The organism is Photobacterium sp. GB-1 (genome assembly GCF_003026165.1).
GTDB lineage: Bacteria > Pseudomonadota > Gammaproteobacteria > Enterobacterales > Vibrionaceae > Photobacterium.
In genome coordinates this window covers 1-20,031 of the sequence record NZ_PYOB01000011.1, presented here as the reverse complement: position 1 = coordinate 20,031, position 20,031 = coordinate 1, and the positions used below count along the sequence as shown (strand labels likewise).

Sequence of the window (20,031 nt, the reverse complement as noted above, 5' to 3'; positions counted from 1 at the left end):
CAATGAATAGATTTATGAATAAATTATTTTTTGGCAAAAAAGTAACGACACCATTGTTGTACATTGCTTTGTTTTTCAGTGCACTACTATCAACCCAAGTGATGGCGGCACAAGCGGAAGCAACAGTGTCTAAAAATATTGTTGGTGTTAATGAGGTTTTCCAATTAACGGTTGCTGTCGATGATAGTGTGAATACCAATTCACTTGATCTTGCGCCATTAAGTCCTGATTTTGCTTATGGTCGTCCTAGCGTAAGTAGCGGGACTTCGATGATTAATGGGGTTATCTCACGTAATACTAGTTGGACAGTAGCACTAGCTGCAACCAAGGTTGGCACTCTTACTATCCCTGCGTTTCAAATTGGTAGCTCAAAAACCGAACCAATTACGATTACTGTTTTAAAAAGCAGTAAACAAACACAGGCAGCCAATGCGAAGCAATCATCTATTTCCATTGAAGGTATTAACGATAAATCAACCATCTATGTGGGCGAATCAATTAATTATCGGGTGCGTATCTTAATTGGCGAGCAAATGGATCAAGCGACTTTAGCACCACCTTATGGTGATGGACTAACAGCAACGCAAGTTGGGCAAGATGCTCAAAACGAAGTTGTTCAAAATGGACGTCGCTATATTGTGATCACCCGCAATTACCAGATCACAGCAGATAAGCCAGGGAATATTACCTTACATGGTGCGAAATTCAGCGGTAGCGTGATTAAAGGGAGTCGTGGCTTCGGCTCAACATTAACAGTGCCAGTGGATAAAACAGCAAAAAATATTGAACTAACAATTAAAGCAAAACCAAGTAACTATAAAGGTTTATGGCTACCAACCTCTGATTTGCAACTCAATCAGGTATGGCAACCATCGGTCAATGGTAAAACAACCGTAGATGCAAAAGTAGGCGAGCCTATTACACGTATTTTAACCTTACGTATTAAAAATATTGCCCAAAGTAATATGCCGAATATCAGCTTAACGTATCCAACATCGGTAAGAAGTTATGATGAGAAACCTGAATATTCAGAAGGGAATGGCTATACAACAATGACGTTAAAGCAAGTCATCATTCCTCGTGAAACAGGCACGATTGAATTACCTGCGGTTAGCATTAATTGGTGGAATACCCAGCAAGAAAAGCAGCAAACCACAAAAGTTGATGGATTAACATTAAATGTAACGGTCGATCCCAATGCAGGCAATACAATTACGCCACCAGCATTAACAACCCCATCCGTTGTTACGCCTCAACATAGCGCTAATACTAACAATGCGGGTAATAATGTAGCACAACATGACTACTGGCAATGGGCGACAGCAGTATTTGCCTTACTTTGGTTAATAACACTAGGACTATTAATTAAAGCCCGTAAAGCGCAGCCTGCATCACATACCGAAATCGTGCTTCAATCAGGAACGACGAATGTAGAGCAAGCGTTGAAAGAAGCCATTACCAAACGTGAAACTGTACAAATTCAAACTTACTACCAACAATGGAAACAGCAGCAGCGTGAGAAACTCTCTGCCAATCCAGATCTAGCAGAACAATTAGATAATGCTGTCGCTGAAATTATGGCATCAACTTACAGCCAAGATCGCCAGCAATGGAATGATAAACGTATTATGCAATTGCTTAATCAAGCACAGCAACTGAAAGCAACTGCATCACGTGCATCATCTCTCTCAGACTTAGATCCTAAATAAATATATAAATTTAATAGCGACCTCAAAAACCTCTGTTGCAGATATAAATGCTGTAGCAGAGGTTTTATTTTCTTACATATTAAAGCATTTAATTCTTTCTGTTTTTTTGCATTTTCATCACGATTGGCATAACCACACAACATCCATTAACACACATTATACATTCACTGTCATTTATCGTTATCAAACAAGCTGTTTGTATGCCGATCCACCATGTTTTGATAAAAAAATGTTAAATATAACGTTATATTAATGTTGGTTGAAACCTTATAAAAAGATAACTGGCTATTTCAAACAGATCCTGTTAAAAAATGTTTCAGAAGCAAAATAAAAAGCTATTCACAGAATATAAAATGCAGGATGTTATATGAGTCAATCACAACCTTTTTTAGCCAGAGTGGCCAATGGTAGTTTAGTTATACAAATTATGGTCGGTATTGTTGCTGGTGTATTACTTGCAATACTATCACCATCATCAGCGATGAGTGTGAGTTTTCTTGGGGGGTTATTTGTTGCAGCGCTAAAAGCCGTTGCCCCTATTCTTGTTTTCATTTTGGTTGCTTCATCTATTGCCAACCAAAAGAAAGGCACTCATACCAACATGAAGCCAATTATCGTGTTGTATTTATTTGGCACCTTAATGGCGGCATTTACTGCTGTCGCGATGAGCTTTCTTTTCCCGACCACTTTAACGCTTGTTGCTAGTTCTAACTCAATTGCACCACCGGAAGGTATCGCAGAAGTCATTAGTTCCCTGCTATTTAAGATTGTTGATAATCCAGTTCATGCACTTATGAACGGTAACTTTATTGGGATTTTGGCATGGGCTATTGCGCTTGGTTTTGCGCTTCACCAAGCAAGCGATGCAACGAAACAAGTTTTCCATGATATGTCGAATGGCGTTACACTCATTGTTCGCTTTATTATTCGTTTAGCACCTATCGGTATTTTTGGCTTAGTCTCTGAAACCTTTGCTAAAACAGGCTTTGCAGCATTGGCGGGATACGCCCACTTATTAGGTGTACTATTAGGCTCAATGGCAATTCTTGCTTTTGTTATTAACCCAATCATTGTTTACGTAAAAACAGCTGAAAACCCTTACCCACTTGTTTTCCGTTGTGTACGTGAAAGTGGTATTACCGCTTTCTTCACTCGTAGCTCTGCCGCTAACATCCCAGTAAATATGAAACTTTGTAAAGATCTTAACCTGCATGAAGATACTTACTCTGTGTCTATCCCACTGGGCGCTACCATCAATATGGGGGGAGCGGCAATCACTATTACTGTATTAACCCTTGCAGCCGTTCATACCTTAGGTATTGAAGTCGATTTAGCAACAGCCGTTTTACTGAGTGTTGTTGCTGCGGTTTCGGCTTGTGGTGCATCAGGTGTCGCCGGTGGTTCACTACTGTTGATCCCTTTAGCTTCAAGCTTATTTGGTATCCCTAGTGAAGTAGCTATGCAGGTTGTTGCTGTTGGCTTTATTATTGGTGTGATTCAAGATTCAGCAGAAACGGCACTCAACAGTTCAACGGATGTGGTATTTACCGCTGCAGCATGTCGAGCAGCAGAGCGAAAAGAAGCGAAGGCGAAATTACAAAACTCATAATTACGACTTATATACTTAACTCAAATTATGGGTAAAAAAGCGGCGATATCATTCTATTTATATAGATAATGATATCGCCGCTTTTTTATCACTATACTTAACTTAGTTATGCTTAACTTAATAAACGTTCGTTGCTTTACGTATCGCATTCGATGACTTATTAATGACCCCATTCACGACTTTACGCTTTTGGTTGCGCACTTTTTTTTCAACACGCTTTTCTACATAAGTACCATCTTGAATTTCACTGATAGCACGTTGTGTATTATCAACTTTATTCTGGCCATTGCGTATCGAGTTCTGCGTTCCATGAATTGTATTTTGTACTTTATCTATAGAGTTATCGACACGATTTAACCCTTGAATTAGAGAATCGGCATGGGCCGTTGAGAGAGTCAATAAAGCAACCACTGGGATTAAAGTAAGGTAACGCTTACACATTCATATATTCCTTTTAACATATTGAATTTATTGCACCTATCAATAGTAGCAACAGAGATTAAAATTTCAGACTAAAATGAAATAATAAAAAAAATCGACTATTGATTATTCCTGAAATGGATATCCCCTCCTTTCATATGGCTTTAAAATCAGTGAGTTATACGTTAATGATTGGTTACATTTTAATAAGTAGAACTGATGATAATGATAGATTTTTTTAGTTGGTAACACCTTGTCTTTGCCCGATAAAATCTTCTGACAGCGACAGACGTTTACCAACGTCCTAGCATATTTTAGAACAGAGGGAGACAAGACATGGCGCAGTATTCTTCCCATGCCGATATCTATACAATTGCAAGATCAGCCTTAACCAAAGCCAGTAAAAAGCTGGCCGATGATGGTTTTGACACCGATCTTTATTGTATCGATGGTCGTATTCGTTTGGTGATTGATAACAATCGACATCAACCTTATGAATACGCATTACAGCTCCATAAAAACACTGATAATGAACAAATTCATCTTGAGGTAATGATTAAAAACAATCAACAATCGTATTTAGTTGATGGGCTGTCTGAGCCTGAATTGATTGCCGATATTTTATCGCAATACAAACGGTATCGCGCTTAATGGTATCAATAAACATAGATAACTAAGCGTTATCTATGTTTATTTCTCGTTATCTCTTCGCTATTTATCACGTTACACACCCGCTTTTACCTATTCCTAATTTCTTGTCGCAAAAACATTCAACCCAATTTTTTTGCAACCACTATGCTTTTATCATTGCCTTCTGCAATCAACTACGCATGCTGCGTTTAATAGCTAGGTAGGTGTCGATGGTTGATAGTATCAATACCATGATTTTCGAGCTTTGCGCGATTGTGATTAGCGCTGCGGGCTTAGGGAGTTTGTTCCTCTTTGCCAAGCAACCGATCATCATCGCGTACATCGTTGCGGGTATTATTATTGGTCCTTATGGGCTCGGCATGATCAATAATGCTGAAGCGATGACCCAAATGGGGCATATTGGTGTCATTTTATTACTTTTTTTACTTGGCCTAAACTTACAACCTCAACGCTTGCTGCGTCTGTTTAAAGAAAGTGCGCTTATCACGCTTTGTTGCAGTCTATTCTTCTTCATTTGCACATTGCTTTTCGCATTAATGATCCAACTTCCTCTCAAAGATGCCATTATCACAGCGGCCGCAATGATGTTTTCTAGTACCGTTATTGGCCTTAAGTTAATTCCTACCACAACGCTTCACCACCAGAAAATGGGAGAAATAATGACCAGTATCTTGTTAATTCAAGATATTTTAGCCATTACTGTTTTACTACTGCTCAATATCGATACCGAGCAGCGTATCGACCTTGCTATCGTTTTGATATTCGCCAAGCTTCTCATTGTGATTGTAAGTGCATACTTCGCCGTTAAGCTCATGCTGCTTCCGCTAATGAAAAAGTTTGATGTTATTCAAGAATACAGTTTTGTCGCAACCCTAGCGTGGTGTTTCTGTTGGGCTGAAATCAGCCATCGTATTGGTCTATCGTACGAAACAGGAGCGTTTATCGCGGGTACATTGTTAGCCGTTAGCCCCATTTCCAATGTTATTTCTATTCACTTGAAACCATTGCGAGAGTTTTTTTTAATCCTGTTCTTTTTCGCTATTGGTGCGAACATTAACTTACTGGCCAGCGATATTTATACTTTATGGGGGATTTTATTTGGTGTAGTACTGATTCGTCTGAAGGCATGGGGATTTTATTGCGCTCTTATCATTTCAAACACAGAAGCTCCTATCAACAAAGAGTTGAGTGCAAGATTAAGCCAAGCCAGCGAGTTTTCTTTATTGCTCGCTTACACTGCCGTCGCTAATGGATTAATTTCAGAACAAGGAAAGACATTTATTCAGATCGTAACATTAACAACTTTCATTCTTTCAACCTATTGGATAGTGAGTCGTTACCCAACCCCTATATCGAATGTTAATACGTTACGCCAAGACTAAAAAAGCCAGCTTCTTTATAATAAGAGAGCTGGCTTATTGTATATTGTAAGTAATTACTTACATTGACCACACATAGAATAGCTGAGACTTCATTCGAATGATGATCCCACGTACCACATCTAAGAAACCTAAGAAGCTAATCGGCTTTTCTGCGCTGATCCAACCGATACCGACCGATCCGACAGGAATATCATAACCTTCCGTTTCAAGTACTTTCAGGCGGACGAAGTGATGTTTATTTGCCATATTCGCCCCCGTTGTTTGACGCACATTGGTTTCTCGACCAATCAAGTTACCTTGTGATTCACCCGTCGCTTCAACAATACCTTCCACTTCAGCGGTAAACACCTTTCCAGGATAAACTGCCGTTGCAAATTCAGCCAGTTGTCCCACTTTTACATTACGGATAGCCTGATGGTTAACTCGCATTAATACGTATTTTTCGTCGGTATACATTTGCATACGAGGTACAGAGCCGACAAACTGCCCTTCACGCATAATAAAGTTTGTTACATAACCATCTGCAGGCGCATATACTTTAGTATGATCTAAATCCCATTGTGCTTTTGCTACATTTTCATGCTGTGTATCAACATCAACTTCACGGCTATTCACGGCTAAACGTGACTTTTCTAATGCCAACTTCGCTTTCTTCACTGATATTTTTGCTTTTTCAATTTGTGAAGCAAGCATCACCTTTTGTGACTTAGCAACTTCTACAGCTGTCCGTTGCTCATCTAATTTACTTTGCGTAATCGTATGTTGTACGACTTTATTTTGCTTAATATAACGATTCAGCATTGCTTGTTTTAATTTATAATCTTCATTCGCGGCAACAAGCTGGTTTTGCGCGATCTCAATATCTTTATCTGCGGCATGATAACTCGCTTGGGCCATATCAACATCTTCTTTAGCAATATCTAAAGCCACTTCTGCTGATGCTAAACTTGCTTGGGCTTTATTAAGCGCAATACGATAGGGTTCCGTATCAAGCTCATACACTAAATCCCCTTCTTTAACCTGACTATTTGGTGTAACGTGAATAGTCTTAACATGGCCATTAATTGTTGTTGCTGCAGGCCTTAACTGAATATGGGGTGACTGTACTAGTGAGCCTCCAGATAAATCCATCGGTGCGAACGTAATTAACCCGTACCATACAAACACTAGCCAACTACCACCGCCAATATACGCAAAAGCCTTAGTAAACTTATTCCATGGCATACCCACCAAACGAAGCAGATAAATAAATAGCGCCCATACTGCTAAACCTTCAAGCATTCGTCTGCTCCTCTTTTGTTGGTGGCGCTAAAGATGAATCATTATCTACACTATTGGTTTTTGTATTAGGACTATCGCCATGCCAGATATCACGTAATCGCTTCAGTGCTTGCTCTCCATCAACGAACGCAATAATCACGGCAAGAACCCATACCCAATGCCAGATAAAGCCTATCCAGGTTAATGCTGTAATTAATCCTATTTGGTGATGTTGACTACTTGATGCTTTATGAATCGGTAATTCATGTAGTTTCCAAAAACCAATGCCAATAGCTGCAATCGTGCCAATCAAGACAACACCTGCAACAATATGTAATACCGTATCTATGTTCGTGCCAGTGAAAGGCATACTAAATAAACTCATTAAATTCTCCGGTCATTTAGTCATTATTCTTATTTAACGGATTAGCGTTATTAATTGAGTTCATTGTGAATAATTTTGTGTATCGAGAAATAAAAACGGACTGAAAACATCATTTATTACTACTATTTGATATATTCTATCCATTACATACTTTTTGTCGGTCTGCTAACATGTTAGATATTGCTTTTATAAGAACCTTATTTATCAAGCCTCTCAATAGTGCACTCATAAAGCATTACGACCTTTCATTCAGCCACCTTGAAGTGCCAGATTTATTGCTTAAAGAAAGCATGTCGCTGCTCCCTTTTAATGATTATTTGGCTTGGTTAGAACGTATTGAACAACTCACCGATGACTCCGCTTATATGGTAAAGCTGGCTAAAGAGATAACATTTGAACAAATGGGAGGATTAGGAGAATGGTATTTAAGTTGCCCCGATTTGCCATTAGCACTGAGACGAATCAACTATGGCTTATCATGCTTGCAAAGTGGTGCGTCATACCACAGCGAACTCTCGGGCAATATCTTAAAATGGACTTATCACAACCCTTACTCTAAAGGACGAGGAGGGCTGCATGATAATTTGCGGGTAGCTATCTTATTTGTTCAAACAATTCGTGAGTATTTGGGTGACGACTTCACTCCATTAAAGATCCAACTAAATGCCACTGAAACCCACAACTCAGCTATCAATGATTATTTTCAATGCCCTATTCGCTGGAACGCACATTCAACCCAAGTTTGGCTGCCTATGTCAGTATTAGAGCATGTCGATAATCGTGTGCTTAAATTCAAAAAACCCATGTTAATGTCAAATTTACAACTTGATGATTTTTTAAACATGCCACAACCGACTGATACCGCAAAATTAATGTTTGAGTTGATCAATTATTCACGCTACTACCAGTACCCTAATCTCGATTTTATTGCACAACGTTTAGACTTATCAAAGCAACAGTTACAACGACGATTGCACCGCTTTGGCTGGACATTCACCGATACCACTAACTATGTATTATGTAACATTGCAATAAAGTACATGCAACGCGGGCTGCCCATAACAGAGATCGCGGCAAATTTAAGTTATAAAAATGTCCAAAGCTTTAACAAAGCCTTTCAAAGAAATCGAGGGGTAACGCCAATACAATATCAGCAGCGTTTACTAGAAAAACAAAAATCATAAATAGCAGATACAAAAAAGCGTTAAATAACTCAGTTATTTAACGCTTTTTTCAATTTTAATCATTAATTTAAGCGACAGCTTGTGCAGTTATATCCGTGCCATCGGCTGTAACGTTAATCACTTTATCTCGGATTGTCGACATCAACACGATAGGCCCCATCATATTGACACGCAACGGTGTTCCGCCTAAACCATAGTGTATTTCAGAAGAATCAGATGATGAGTAGTTATATTTGTAGTTAAATTTATCGCACGCCATATGCAACAAATCAAAATCTTTACGATGACAAGAAATATAAGCACGCCAATACATTGCATCAATGATCTCTTCAGGCTGCTCTGCCCGAATGATGAAACGCCAACTTCCATCTTCCCCGTAAAAATCGAGAGGAAAAATTTTCCTTACCTTTCTTTTCTTCAACAAATTAAACCTTCCCACAACCCTTCGTAGAAAAAGATAGCTTTACAAACTGGCCACCTTTTAAGAATAGCTTCTCATTTTAAAGATACGAATTATTTCAAATTTTATTTTTATCAGTACAAACTACGCAGGAAATTATGCAAGGATTTACCAAGAATGGAAGCGAAAAGTTTATAAAAAGTATTACTTTGATAGTAAATCAGGCTAGTTTTATCTTCATTTATCGTCACAAATACACATTTATTTACATTTATAGGCTTGTTTTTGAAAATTTGCTTCCTATAATGTTGAAAACCGGAGCGTCTGACAACGCTCCGGTTTTTTTGTGCCTGCTCACTAGGCGAAAATGTTTACCTGCCAGTAACGATTTCGTTGAGCAGCATTCGATAAGATAAGTTTAAGGAATAACCATGCGTATCGAACAAGACTTGAAATTGGGCTTTAAAGATGTACTGTTTCGTCCAAAACGTTCAACCTTAAAAAGTCGCTCTCAAGTTGAATTAACCCGCGATTTTACATTCAAACATAGTGGTCGTCAATGGTCTGGCGTACCCATTATTGCTGCAAACATGGACTCTGTTGGTAGCTTTGAAATGGTTAAATCCTTATCAAAACACAATGTGATGACAGCAGTTCATAAACACTATACGGTAGAGCAATGGGCTGACTTTATTAACAGCAACGACGCTTCTGTTCTGAATAATGCCATGGTTTCTACTGGTACTTCTGACGCTGATTTCCAAAAAACCAAAGACATCATGGCTATGACAGATGATTTAATCTTCATTTGTATTGATATTGCTAATGGTTACTCTGAACACCTTGTTGAGTATGTTGAAAAAGTACGTGCGGCATTCCCAGATAAAGTGATCAGTGCTGGTAACGTTGTAACAGGTGATATGGTTGAGGAACTGATTCTTGCAGGTGCTGATATTGTTAAAGTGGGTATTGGCCCAGGTTCAGTATGTACAACACGTGTAAAAACGGGTGTCGGCTACCCTCAACTATCCGCTATTATTGAGTGTGCAGATGCTGCGCACGGCCTAGGTGGCCGTATCATTGGTGACGGTGGTTGTTCATGTGCTGGCGACGTATCAAAAGCATTTGGTGGCGGTGCTGATTTCGTTATGCTTGGTGGTATGTTAGCGGCGCACGATGAAAGCGGCGGCGAACTTATCGAGCAAGATGGCAAAACATTTATGAAGTTCTACGGTATGTCTAGCCAAAGTGCAATGGACAAGCATTCAGGTGGCGTGGCGAAATACCGTGCAGCAGAAGGTAAAACTGTACTGCTTCCTTACCGTGGCCCTGTTGAAAATACAATCCAAGATATTATGGGTGGTGTCCGCTCAACATGTACTTATGTCGGTGCCGCGCAGCTTAAAGAGCTAACTAAGCGTACGACATTTATTCGAGTACAAGAGCAAGAAAACAACGTTTACGGTAAAGAGTAAGTTATTGATTTTTATATTTAAAAAATAGAAAGTCATAATTTGATATAGCCTTTTTCTTCGCGACTTCCGTGTTTGAAGAAGGCTTTATTCTTTCCCATAGTTACTCATTAATACTCCTCGCGTTAGTATAGAAGACGCCTCTCTAAATAACACAACCACAACCGCCCTAGCAGCTATCTGCTCACAATAACTTTCCTGAATCAACGCTGAATGAGCCATTTACCTAACTTATCTTAGCGCAAATCTAATGTTGCAATAGCGCTAGTTGATGTTCTATGAGCTCAAGCGTAACATGCGCACACCATCATTTGAGAGGACACCACTTTGAACACTCCCAGTCGATACTGGAATAATATTTTTCCTCGTTAATCTGTCCTCCCCTGCTTTTGCGTGTGAGTTGACAACGTTTAACTGTCAGCATACGCAGCCCTATTGTTCGTTGCTTTTGTTTAAATCTTATTCCACCAGTTTGTATTGGTAGAAGCTCTGTTTATCTTGCTTCAAATTGTGTTTTAATGTGTTGTTAATATCATCACCATTCGCGGAGATATAAACATGCTAAACGCATTTAAATTGAACGATTTCCGTTTACAACGTTTGAATTTAGAAGATAAAGATCCAATCTCATCAGCATTATGGGTTGATCTTATCGAACCCAATGAAGAAGAACGAGATCGCGTTCAAATAGAACTAGGTCAAGAGTTAGCAACTCGCCCTGAACTAGAAGATATTGAGGCTAGTGCGCGCTTTTTTGAAGATGAAGACGGTCTTCATATTCACTCTTTCTTCTATTATGAGGATGCTGAAGATTATGCCACTAACTCAACAGTGGCTTTTACCATCCGTGATGGTCGCTTATTTACCTTACGTGAGCGTGAATTACCTGCATTTCGTCTTTACCGAATGCGAGCACGTACTCAACATTTACAACAAGGTAGTGCTTATGAGTTGCTGTTAGATCTATTTGAAACAAAAATTGAGCAACTGGCTGATGTTATTGAAGACATTTACAGCGCGTTAGAGTCAATTGGTAAGGTCATTTTAGGTGGTAAACCGGGCGAGCATTTTGACAAAGCCTTATCTAGTCTTGCAGAGCAAGAAGATGCAGGATGGAAGATTCGTTTATGTCTTATGGATACTCAGCGCGCACTAAGCTTTTTAGTAAGAAAAGCGCGTTTACCAGCAAGTGAGTTAGAGCAAGCACGCGAAGTATTACGCGATATTGAATCTCTATTGCCCTACAATGAATCTTTATTCCAAAAGGTTAACTTCCTGATGGATGCGGCTATGGGTTTCATTAATATTGAGCAAAACCGAATTATTAAAATATTTTCGGTGGTATCAGTAATATTTCTTCCGCCAACATTAGTTGCATCTAGCTATGGTATGAACTTTAAGTTTATGCCTGAACTTCATTGGGAGCTCGGTTATCCTTATGCGCTATTGCTCATGCTACTGGCAGGTTTTGCACCTTACCTCTACTTTAAACGTAAAGGTTGGTTATAATATCCCTTTTTATAGCGTCTTCTTGCTATAAAGAAAAAGCCCACAGCTGAAATTCATCATCACTGTGGGCTTTGTTATTTACTTTTGGATCCTAATTAATTAGGAATAATGTCACCATTCACGCCCGTTGCCTGTACATTGAAATTATCTTCAACACACAGCTCGTAATCGCCAGCATTCCATGCACTGTAAGCGGTTTGATAACCCACTAACTTACATTTGAAGCTAGCATTACTTGGAGTATTCGCATCCCAGCTCCAATCTTTGTCCCAGTACACTTCTAGTGCTCCTGCACCGCTCGTATTAAACGGTTTCATATCAGCGCAATCTAACTTCTCGCCTGAGATATCAAGATTTAAGTAATTAGTGATTTCTTTATAATAAGCAATACGCGCTTTAGCTTGTGGTGTTGTCGATCCTTTCGTACATTCAAAGGCACCGTTAATGATTTGAATCGTGGCGCCAAAGCCATGCTCAATACCGTTGGCTTTGTCTGCTGCATTTGGCTGCCACGTACCATCAATAACATGTAACATACTCGGCTTTGGTGGTTGTGGATAGACATAAAAGAAAACTGCAGACGCAAGATTTAACCATGTATCAGCCACCAGCTCTGGTTTTTCTAACAGCACCATTTTGTCGTCAAACATAGCCTCAGAGAAAGGTCCGTAGTTATAGTTCCAACTTAACTGTTTTGCTCCACGTCCAAAGTAACTCTTATTTGCACAAGGCCAGCGATCACCAGCCCACCCAGTACATTTATTGTAAGGGCCTGTGGTATCACTTTCTGACTTGTTAATTTCACGCACATAATACAAACCTTGACGCCACTCAGGATTACCTAATGCTCCTTCCCAGTTTGGCGCATGAGCCCCTGTTTCTTGTACAAAATGAGCAAACATAGTGGCAAGTGAACGCTTACAGATCGCTAAAGAGTCTCGACCATCATTATAGGTACGGCAAAACGCAGGGAATTTTGCAATCGCTTGAAGGAAACGATTATAGGTATAAGCTTGATTGCGGATCGGGAACAAGAACTCCCATAATGCTTCATTTACAATCGACTCTGCTCGTTTTACGTTTTCAGGATTCGCTGCACGTAATGGTAATACCGCTTCTACTGATACGTTATCTAACGTTACAGTATCTGAACGTACCCGATCGAATAACTCACCACTGGTTAGGCTTTGTTCAATTGCAATAAACTCAGCACGTGGAATTAAGTATCCTCCGTTACCATCAGAGGTTACTGTCATGGTTGTTGGTACATCAATAGCCGGGCAATCTCCAACCTTAGTTGCAGTTGTTCCATCAGGACACGTCACAGGTATGACAGGGCACTGTGCAATATCGTCAACTTGGCTACCATCTTCACAGACCACTTTTTCTGGCGGACAAAACTCAACAGAATCAGCAGAATTTCCATCAGAACACACCACAGGCGGAGCAACTGGGCACTCATCTACCGTTGCTGCGCTGCTGCCATCAGGACATTCAACAGGCGGTATCACACATTGATTTTCAATTAATACTTCAGGTAACTCACAAGTAATTGGTGGCTCAACAGTGCCACAACTTGTTTGAGCCCAGAACCATGAACTGGCTTTTGGTGCTTCCCATACCCCAGGGTTATTTTGCGCAATAAAACACTGTCGTTGATAAGAAACAATATCACCATTAGCTACACGAGTTTCACCTAACACAAAAGTGGTAATATCAGAAGGTATGTCTGTTGTTGGTGGCTCTGGGTCTATGACGGGTGGCTCAGTAACAGGAAGTTCGACAACAGTAGGCGCGACAGGCGGTTCAACGGTATCACTTGAGCAGATTACCGGCACCCAAAACCATGAACCTGATTTTGGTGCTTCCCACGTTCCCGGGTTATTTTTTGCGGTGTAACATTCCCCTTTAAAAGAGACAATATCGCCATTAGTGACTTTCGTAACACCAAGCTCAAAAGGGATTTCTTTAGCAGAAACATGGGTAGCAAATAGCCCTATTGCAGCTGATAGGTATAAAGCAATTGAAGCGACTTTATTTGCTGGTTTAATTCTCAGCATTTTATCATCCTTGATTTGGAAGTTTACAAGATGACAAAATAAATGATGATGAATAATGAGAGCTATGTTTAAACCCTCAACCTCTATTTCTCAACTTGTTATTTTATCGTGGATATACGTTGTCAGTATTACGAGCGCATTTTTACATCGCAACCAAACCCACAATTTTTAGAGAAATAACACAAGTGGTAAGACAAAATAACAAGAGAGCTATCAATAATTACATCAAAGTTGCAACCTATGCCAAATTTATGACGCTATACATCATCCAATAACACCATTACTGCGGCTATTTATTCGCAAATAAAATTTTACGATGGTTATCTTTTAAAACAATACCAATTTCAGCGAGTTTATCTGCTACTAATAAACGCATCTCATTTTTAACCGTATCGGTCGGCTCAATCTCATAAACACACGTAACCGTTAAACTATCTGGAAAAGATTGATAATTAACATTGTGTGTTAACCATTGAAAACCTGACTGGCTTTGTTGGGCAATATGGCAAACATCCGTTAAGGCCGAAATAATGGTGTTATCTATTTTTTTATCTGTTTTTCGCATTTTAAAATACCGTTCTAATCAAAATATGCCCTGTAATATCAACATTATCAGGGCATCTTTAACATTCAAAAAATATGACCTCTATCTATACATCAAAACACGGCGCATCATAATCGTAACCTTCATCACTGTAAGCGGTAACAATGGCATCTTCGACTAACCCTGCTGGATCTTTAACTTGGCTATTAAAGAAATGTTGGATTTGTTTACGTCGACCATGAGCGGCCCACGATTCAGCATCTTGCCAGATTTCATTAAAAACAATCGGGTAATCATTTCGAGTTGCACTAGGGTGATCAATCTGACGCGTCAACATATATTGAATACAACCTTCTTCACGGTATGAATCCGGCTCTAATGCTTTTAGCACATCAAATAATTCAGCTTCTTTCCCTGCTTTTGGTTTAAATTGAGCAAGTACATATACTCGGCTTGTCATTATCATTCCCCTTCTTGTGCTATGTTTTGCGTATCGGTAAGTCAAAACTTTAACGTATCAATGTTTACAAAGATACTTGTTACTTCTTTGATATTTTTATTTTGTTATCTCAATGCAAGTAAAATAAAAAAAGCGACCCCTAAGGATCGCTTTATGAATGCAATAACGTTAGTTATTAAGCGGTTGCTTCAGTTATTGCTGCTTGTTCTCTCTCTTTCATCAACTCATTGAAAACAACACGTGCTTCCTGTGCTTGTGCTGATGCTTCAAGCTTGGTTTCTTTCGCTGCCATCGCTTCTGTGGTTAGGCGGTGTAACTCTTCTGCTAATTCAGCAGGAACCTCACCCATATCCGCGCCACTATCACCACGGGCTAATGCTTCAGCTCGAATTGTTTTCTTAATTTTCCAGATTGCATTCAGTGCATCACGCTCAGCATCTGCCGCTTCAATCGCAACATCTTTCAATTGCTCAAACTTCGCTAACGCCATGCCTTCTTTTGACCATGGATCAACATCAGGTAAATCTTCGATGTTAATAACAGGATCTTCGTAGCCTTCTTGGTGACTCAAGTCTAATGTTGCAGCTTTAACTGCTGAAATCATTAGCATTACAGTAATGAACAGTAATGGTAAGCCACCTACAATCGCCGCAGTTTGCAGTGTTGCTAAGCCGCCCATGAACATCAATACCGATGGCATAAATGACATTGCGAAAGCCCAGAACAGACGGTTCCATCGCATTGGCTCTTCTGTTACGTCGTTTTGTACAACAGAGGCCAGAATGTACGAGATTGAGTCAAACGTTGTCGCTGTAAAGATTAAACATAATCCAGTAAATACAGCGATAACTAATGTGCTAAATGGCAGTTGTTCTAGGATAGAGAAGATCGCTTTTGTTGCACCTTCAGCATTCAGGATCGACACCACATCTAACTGACCCGATAGCTGTAGCGATAAACCATAGTTACCCAGTACCATGAAGAATAGGAAACAGCCCATTGAACCGAAGAAGATAGAACCCGCTACCATTTGCTTGATCGTACGACCACGAGAGATACGTGCGATAAACAGACCCATACTTGGTGCAAACACTAACCACCATGCCCAGTAGAAGATTGTCCAATCTTGTGGGAAGTGCGTGTCTTCAAATGAACCGTAGCCGCCAAATGGCTCTGCCCATGTTGCCATCACAAAGAAATTAGACAGCATACGACCTAGTGAATCTAAGCCTGTTTCCAGCATGAAAATAGTAGGACCAACAGCCAAGATAAACGCAAGTAAGCCAAGCGCACCCCAGAAGTTGATATTACTTAGGATCTTGATGCCTTTTTCCATACCCGCATATGCTGAGTAACCAAAAATTAAAGTACAAATCAGTAGTACGAAAATTTGTGTTTCTGTATTTTTTGGTGTGCCGAACAGGTAGTTTGAACCTTCAGTAATAAGAGGTGCGGCTAAACCTAATGTTGTTGCACCACCACCTAATAAACCAAAAATAAAAAGAACATCGATAACTTTACCTGTCCAACCGTAGCTACGTGCTTCACCAATAACAGGCATTAGCGCTGCAGAAACTTTTAAGACAGGCTGCTTACGAACATAGAAGAAATAAGCAATTGGCACAGCCGGTACAAGGTAGATAGCCCACGCAACAGGTCCCCAGTGGAATACACCGTAGGTCGCAGCCCAACGTACCGCTTCTTCACTTCCTGGTGTTAATTGGAAAGGCGGACTTTGGTAGTAGTAAGCCCACTCAATAGCCCCCCAATAAAGGATACTTGCACCAATACCACCACAAAATAGCATTGCAGCCCATGATGCAGTTTTAAATTCAGGCTCTTCGTCTGCATCACCCAATTTAATTTGGCCTATATCAGAGAAGATAATGTAAACCATAAAGAATACAGCAGCTAAACCTAACGCTAGGTATAAGAAACCGAGTTTATCTGTCATGAATGTTTTTGCTGTCGCAATCCAGATAGCCCCTTCTTTAGGGAAAAGGATCAGTGGAACAACCACCGAGATCAACATTGCGAGTGCGCCAAAGAATGTTGGCTTATCGATCAACTTAAAGTTTTTTTGTATTGTGTTCACTATGTTTCCTTACTGCTACACATAGTCCATAAAAGTAAAACTAATGTTCATCTTTTAACAACAACAACACAAACAGAAAACTTAATTGAGGTTATAAGTTTTTTTTATCGATTCTGTTTTTATTCATTTTCTGAGCACTAATCCGCATATATATTAAAAAACAGACGGTAACACGTTACTAAATTAACATTTTGATACAATTGAGATCTCTTACTTTCCTTTTCTCATCACCCCCTCTCTTTCAAAAATATTCACTCTGATAAGTAGCTATTAACAACCTATTCATACTTTATATCGAACCAGATCATAAATATCCCTAAAAAAAAAGCGAAGCCCTATTCGGGCTTCACTTTATAAATGATGATTAAGCTAAATCAAATAATGAGGTCATTGATAAGTATTTACTTTCACCTTACTTTTTGGGCTGCTTAAATTTATATCGAGCAAGATCAAATCCTTTTATTCTTGGATCTTTAAAAACAGAATACTGAACAATTTTATCGGTGTTTTTGTGCAACAACATTGGGTAGTTTTGCTTACTCTCATATTTGGCTTTCAATAATAGAGCATAATGTTAGATAGAGCGCGATCAAAACTTCTTGCTATTCTTGCCGACAAAATATCTGACGAACTCATAAGTTCTAACTTATCGAATAGAACAAAGCCTATATCCAGTAGATATAGGCTTCTCTTTTAGTTAAGGTTACAGCTTACGCCAAACACCCCAATCACCCGTTGTTCCTGGCTCTTCGCCTTTAGTGTACCAACCAGCTTTCCAACTTGAGCCGTTGTGAGTTACAACGTCATTCTCGTTGTAAACTCTAGAAGAAGACCAAGCTCCCAGTTCTGGTTTTTCACCTTCAGCGAGTACTTGTTTCCACACATCTGCTTTGCTTGGCTCTTCGCCTTTAGTGTACCAACCAGCTTTCCATGTCTTACCTAGGTGAGTTACCACATCACCATCGTTATAAACAGCCGTTTTGCTCCAGCTACCTTCAGGCACTTCTGTTTCTGGCTCTTCAGGATCAACAGGTGGAACTGGTGGTAGTGGCTCTAGTGCTTTAATCGTACTAACAGCAAAAGCGTAATCTTTCTCTGATACCCATACTTGGTTTGCATGAATATTAGAGTCATTAAATTCGTATTGACCTGAAGTTTGGTTCCATACACCTACAATAAGCTTTTCTGAATCTAGAGCATTAATCTCAGATGCTAGTGTTTCTACCCATGTAGCTTGGTTAGCAGCAGTGATCACTAAACGGTGATCAAACACTTCTGCACCCGTTACTGGTGCCATTAGACGGAAACGGACAATGTCACCTTCAGCTGGTACTTGGTAACCCGCAGGTACAAAGTAACCTGGAATTGCGTTCATATCACCACCAACAACTGGTGGAGGCGTCACTTCACCACCATTACCAGACTGCTTAATGATAATATCACTACAGTTGTAGAAACCTTCACCCACTGGATCAATACGCTGCCAGCGAGTGTAAAGTACTGCATCACCTGAACGATCCTTTGGAAGCTTCACTTTAAAGTTATACGTTTTGTAAGGTGAGCCATCACTTGGCATCACATTACCTGCCGTATGAACAAGTTCTAGATCATCCCAGTTTAAAGGTTGTGAAAAATCGTGACCGGGTTTCGTCAGGTAAAATTCCCAGAACGATGGGTTATGTGGTGCTGTTGCTGTCCACACGAAATCGAACTCACCGTTTGCATCAAGAACGATTTCCGTTTTTTGCCAATCTTTATGTGGGATATCTAGACCCGTTTTACCAGGCATACCCGCGGCACAAAGTTGACCATCTTTAATGTTCGCTTTAACCGTATTGATATCATTGTAATTAGGATTCAAAGATGCCACTTCATTACGTTGAATGAATGCCTCTACACCTGATTTTTCGTACGATGCTTTACACGCTGCGTTAGGGATCGCATTTGACCAAAAACCACCATCGTTATAACACGTGTTTTGACGAGCACTTGGGAACTCAGCCCAACCGTGAGCATTTGCAGCACCAATTGCAGCTATATTAGCTAGAGCAAATGCTACAGATAAAGATAGTTTTTTTAATTTAGATGACATTATTTTCTCTCAATAAATGTGTCGTGACCTAAGTTTTATTTAAAATTTAGAACACTATTCTATAACCACTGTTTTAATCCACTTTTATGGTTATTTTTATACAGTGAAAGCGCAAAGAACTCATTCCATCCGCTGCTGCATTTTATAATGCATAGAACAAAAAACGTATAATAAACAAAATTAATCAATACGATAAAACCACAAACAACAACAACCCAACCAATTGTTTTAAAAGAAATAATTACATCACAGATGCGTTGAAACAATACTTTTTGTTACATTTAAAAATGTTAAATTGATATATATTTAAAAATAAACATCACACATCACCATTATTAAAATAAAAAATAAGAATATATTATTGCCACGTCAAAAAATCAGCTACAAATATGTCAATATATCGACAGTCGATAATTGAAAAATATTTAAGATTACAATCTACCTACTATTTAATCGTCAGTTTTATTTTAAACATTAAATTATTAAGGTATTTCCAACACTACAGGTAAAAAATCATTTACAACGTCTATAGTAAGAGTACAGGTCAAAACCACACACTTAATGATATTGATTTGTATTACCATTTCATTTTCATTTTCATTTGGTATTTAATAGCAACTTCTACCTTCTATCTACGCAACAACAAATGAGATAAAACGAGTGAGTCGATAATAATTGCAGTGAATAAATGCTCATATTGGAATTCCTGAACATTGTTCAAAAAACGATTTTTATGCTTACACTCCGTCATTTTAGCACTTTAGATAAAATAGCATTCTATATTTAGAATGTTTCATTT

16 protein-coding genes are annotated in these 20,031 nt (G+C 39.3%); 7 read left to right on the top strand and 9 right to left on the bottom strand.

What is annotated here, in order from left to right; all coding sequences use genetic code 11:
* The first annotated feature begins 14 nt into the window (after nt 1-14).
* Together C9J45_RS12145 and sstT are read left to right on the top strand one after the other, a co-directional pair.
* Nucleotides 15-1,709, top strand: coding sequence for a BatD family protein (locus C9J45_RS12145; protein WP_107246820.1), 1,695 nt, complete (start codon nt 15-17; stop codon nt 1,707-1,709).
* Nucleotides 1,710-2,076: 367 nt separating this feature from the next.
* Complete coding sequence (sstT, locus tag C9J45_RS12140; protein WP_107207005.1) at nt 2,077-3,318, top strand: serine/threonine transporter SstT; 1,242 nt, start codon at nt 2,077-2,079, stop codon at nt 3,316-3,318.
* Nucleotides 3,319-3,435: 117 nt separating this feature from the next.
* Here sstT and C9J45_RS12135 read toward each other — a convergent pair whose 3' ends face one another.
* On the bottom strand, nt 3,436-3,759 hold the full coding sequence (locus tag C9J45_RS12135; RefSeq protein ID WP_107246821.1) for a hypothetical protein: 324 nt from the start codon (nt 3,757-3,759) through the stop codon (nt 3,436-3,438).
* Between the two features lie 315 nt (nt 3,760-4,074).
* Here C9J45_RS12135 and C9J45_RS12130 point away from each other — a divergent pair, with 315 nt between their 5' ends.
* Both C9J45_RS12130 and C9J45_RS12125 read left to right on the top strand, forming a co-directional pair.
* Nucleotides 4,075-4,389 carry a hypothetical protein gene (locus tag C9J45_RS12130; protein ID WP_105061871.1) on the top strand — a complete coding sequence of 105 codons (315 nt, stop codon included), beginning with the start codon at nt 4,075-4,077 and terminating at the stop codon, nt 4,387-4,389.
* 209 nt (nt 4,390-4,598) lie between these two features.
* Nucleotides 4,599-5,771, top strand: a complete 1,173-nt coding sequence (locus C9J45_RS12125; RefSeq protein WP_107292577.1) for a cation:proton antiporter — start codon at nt 4,599-4,601, stop codon at nt 5,769-5,771.
* A 57-nt stretch (nt 5,772-5,828) separates the two neighbouring features.
* Here the strand turns inward: C9J45_RS12125 and C9J45_RS12120 are convergent, their stop codons facing one another.
* Both C9J45_RS12120 and C9J45_RS12115 read right to left on the bottom strand, forming a co-directional pair.
* Complete coding sequence (locus C9J45_RS12120) at nt 5,829-7,052, bottom strand: HlyD family secretion protein (protein ID WP_107259828.1); 1,224 nt, start codon at nt 7,050-7,052, stop codon at nt 5,829-5,831.
* Nucleotides 7,045-7,416, bottom strand: coding sequence for an MFS transporter (locus C9J45_RS12115; protein WP_107246826.1), 372 nt, complete (start codon nt 7,414-7,416; stop codon nt 7,045-7,047). Before C9J45_RS12115 ends, C9J45_RS12120 begins: the two co-directional genes overlap by 8 nt.
* A gap of 170 nt (nt 7,417-7,586) precedes the next feature.
* Here C9J45_RS12115 and C9J45_RS12110 point away from each other — a divergent pair, with 170 nt between their 5' ends.
* Nucleotides 7,587-8,600: an AraC family transcriptional regulator gene (locus tag C9J45_RS12110; protein WP_107207009.1), complete on the top strand. Its 1,014-nt coding sequence runs from the start codon at nt 7,587-7,589 to the stop codon at nt 8,598-8,600.
* 67 nt (nt 8,601-8,667) lie between these two features.
* Here C9J45_RS12110 and C9J45_RS12105 read toward each other — a convergent pair whose 3' ends face one another.
* Nucleotides 8,668-9,021: a hypothetical protein gene (locus tag C9J45_RS12105; RefSeq protein WP_107207010.1), complete on the bottom strand. Its 354-nt coding sequence runs from the start codon at nt 9,019-9,021 to the stop codon at nt 8,668-8,670.
* Between the two features lie 410 nt (nt 9,022-9,431).
* Here C9J45_RS12105 and C9J45_RS12095 point away from each other — a divergent pair, with 410 nt between their 5' ends.
* Entirely contained in the window at nt 9,432-10,475 is a 1,044-nt protein-coding gene (locus C9J45_RS12095) for a GMP reductase (RefSeq protein ID WP_107207012.1), read from the top strand.
* A gap of 555 nt (nt 10,476-11,030) precedes the next feature.
* Entirely contained in the window at nt 11,031-11,981 is a 951-nt protein-coding gene (gene corA / locus C9J45_RS12090) for a magnesium/cobalt transporter CorA (protein WP_107207013.1), read from the top strand.
* Between the two features lie 95 nt (nt 11,982-12,076).
* Here corA and C9J45_RS21755 read toward each other — a convergent pair whose 3' ends face one another.
* The 5 genes from C9J45_RS21755 to C9J45_RS12065 form a co-directional block, all read right to left on the bottom strand.
* A complete protein-coding gene (locus tag C9J45_RS21755) occupies nt 12,077-14,041 on the bottom strand; it encodes a chitinase (protein WP_233217732.1) in 1,965 nt (654 codons plus the stop codon).
* 289 nt (nt 14,042-14,330) lie between these two features.
* Complete coding sequence (locus C9J45_RS12080) at nt 14,331-14,606, bottom strand: hypothetical protein (RefSeq protein WP_107246849.1); 276 nt, start codon at nt 14,604-14,606, stop codon at nt 14,331-14,333.
* An 85-nt stretch (nt 14,607-14,691) separates the two neighbouring features.
* Complete coding sequence (locus C9J45_RS12075) at nt 14,692-15,045, bottom strand: putative quinol monooxygenase (protein ID WP_107207015.1); 354 nt, start codon at nt 15,043-15,045, stop codon at nt 14,692-14,694.
* Nucleotides 15,046-15,220: 175 nt separating this feature from the next.
* Nucleotides 15,221-17,131 carry a BCCT family transporter gene (locus C9J45_RS12070; protein WP_107207117.1) on the bottom strand — a complete coding sequence of 637 codons (1,911 nt, stop codon included), beginning with the start codon at nt 17,129-17,131 and terminating at the stop codon, nt 15,221-15,223.
* A 712-nt stretch (nt 17,132-17,843) separates the two neighbouring features.
* On the bottom strand, nt 17,844-19,232 hold the full coding sequence (locus C9J45_RS12065; RefSeq protein ID WP_107207016.1) for a lytic polysaccharide monooxygenase: 1,389 nt from the start codon (nt 19,230-19,232) through the stop codon (nt 17,844-17,846).
* Nucleotides 19,233-20,031 lie beyond the last annotated feature (799 nt).

Coding starts and splice junctions, on each gene's coding strand:
- C9J45_RS12115 (WP_107246826.1), bottom strand. CDS start 7,416: ATGAGTTTATTTAGTATGCCTTTCACTGGCACGAACATAGATACGGTA.
- C9J45_RS12110 (WP_107207009.1), top strand. CDS start 7,587: ATGTTAGATATTGCTTTTATAAGAACCTTATTTATCAAGCCTCTCAAT.
- C9J45_RS12095 (WP_107207012.1), top strand. CDS start 9,432: ATGCGTATCGAACAAGACTTGAAATTGGGCTTTAAAGATGTACTGTTT.
- C9J45_RS12130 (WP_105061871.1), top strand. CDS start 4,075: ATGGCGCAGTATTCTTCCCATGCCGATATCTATACAATTGCAAGATCA.
- sstT (WP_107207005.1), top strand. CDS start 2,077: ATGAGTCAATCACAACCTTTTTTAGCCAGAGTGGCCAATGGTAGTTTA.
- C9J45_RS12135 (WP_107246821.1), bottom strand. CDS start 3,759: ATGTGTAAGCGTTACCTTACTTTAATCCCAGTGGTTGCTTTATTGACT.
- C9J45_RS12080 (WP_107246849.1), bottom strand. CDS start 14,606: ATGCGAAAAACAGATAAAAAAATAGATAACACCATTATTTCGGCCTTA.
- C9J45_RS12120 (WP_107259828.1), bottom strand. CDS start 7,052: ATGCTTGAAGGTTTAGCAGTATGGGCGCTATTTATTTATCTGCTTCGT.
- C9J45_RS12075 (WP_107207015.1), bottom strand. CDS start 15,045: ATGACAAGCCGAGTATATGTACTTGCTCAATTTAAACCAAAAGCAGGG.
- C9J45_RS12145 (WP_107246820.1), top strand. CDS start 15: ATGAATAAATTATTTTTTGGCAAAAAAGTAACGACACCATTGTTGTAC.
- C9J45_RS12125 (WP_107292577.1), top strand. CDS start 4,599: ATGGTTGATAGTATCAATACCATGATTTTCGAGCTTTGCGCGATTGTG.
- corA (WP_107207013.1), top strand. CDS start 11,031: ATGCTAAACGCATTTAAATTGAACGATTTCCGTTTACAACGTTTGAAT.
- C9J45_RS12065 (WP_107207016.1), bottom strand. CDS start 19,232: ATGTCATCTAAATTAAAAAAACTATCTTTATCTGTAGCATTTGCTCTA.
- C9J45_RS21755 (WP_233217732.1), bottom strand. CDS start 14,041: ATGCTGAGAATTAAACCAGCAAATAAAGTCGCTTCAATTGCTTTATAC.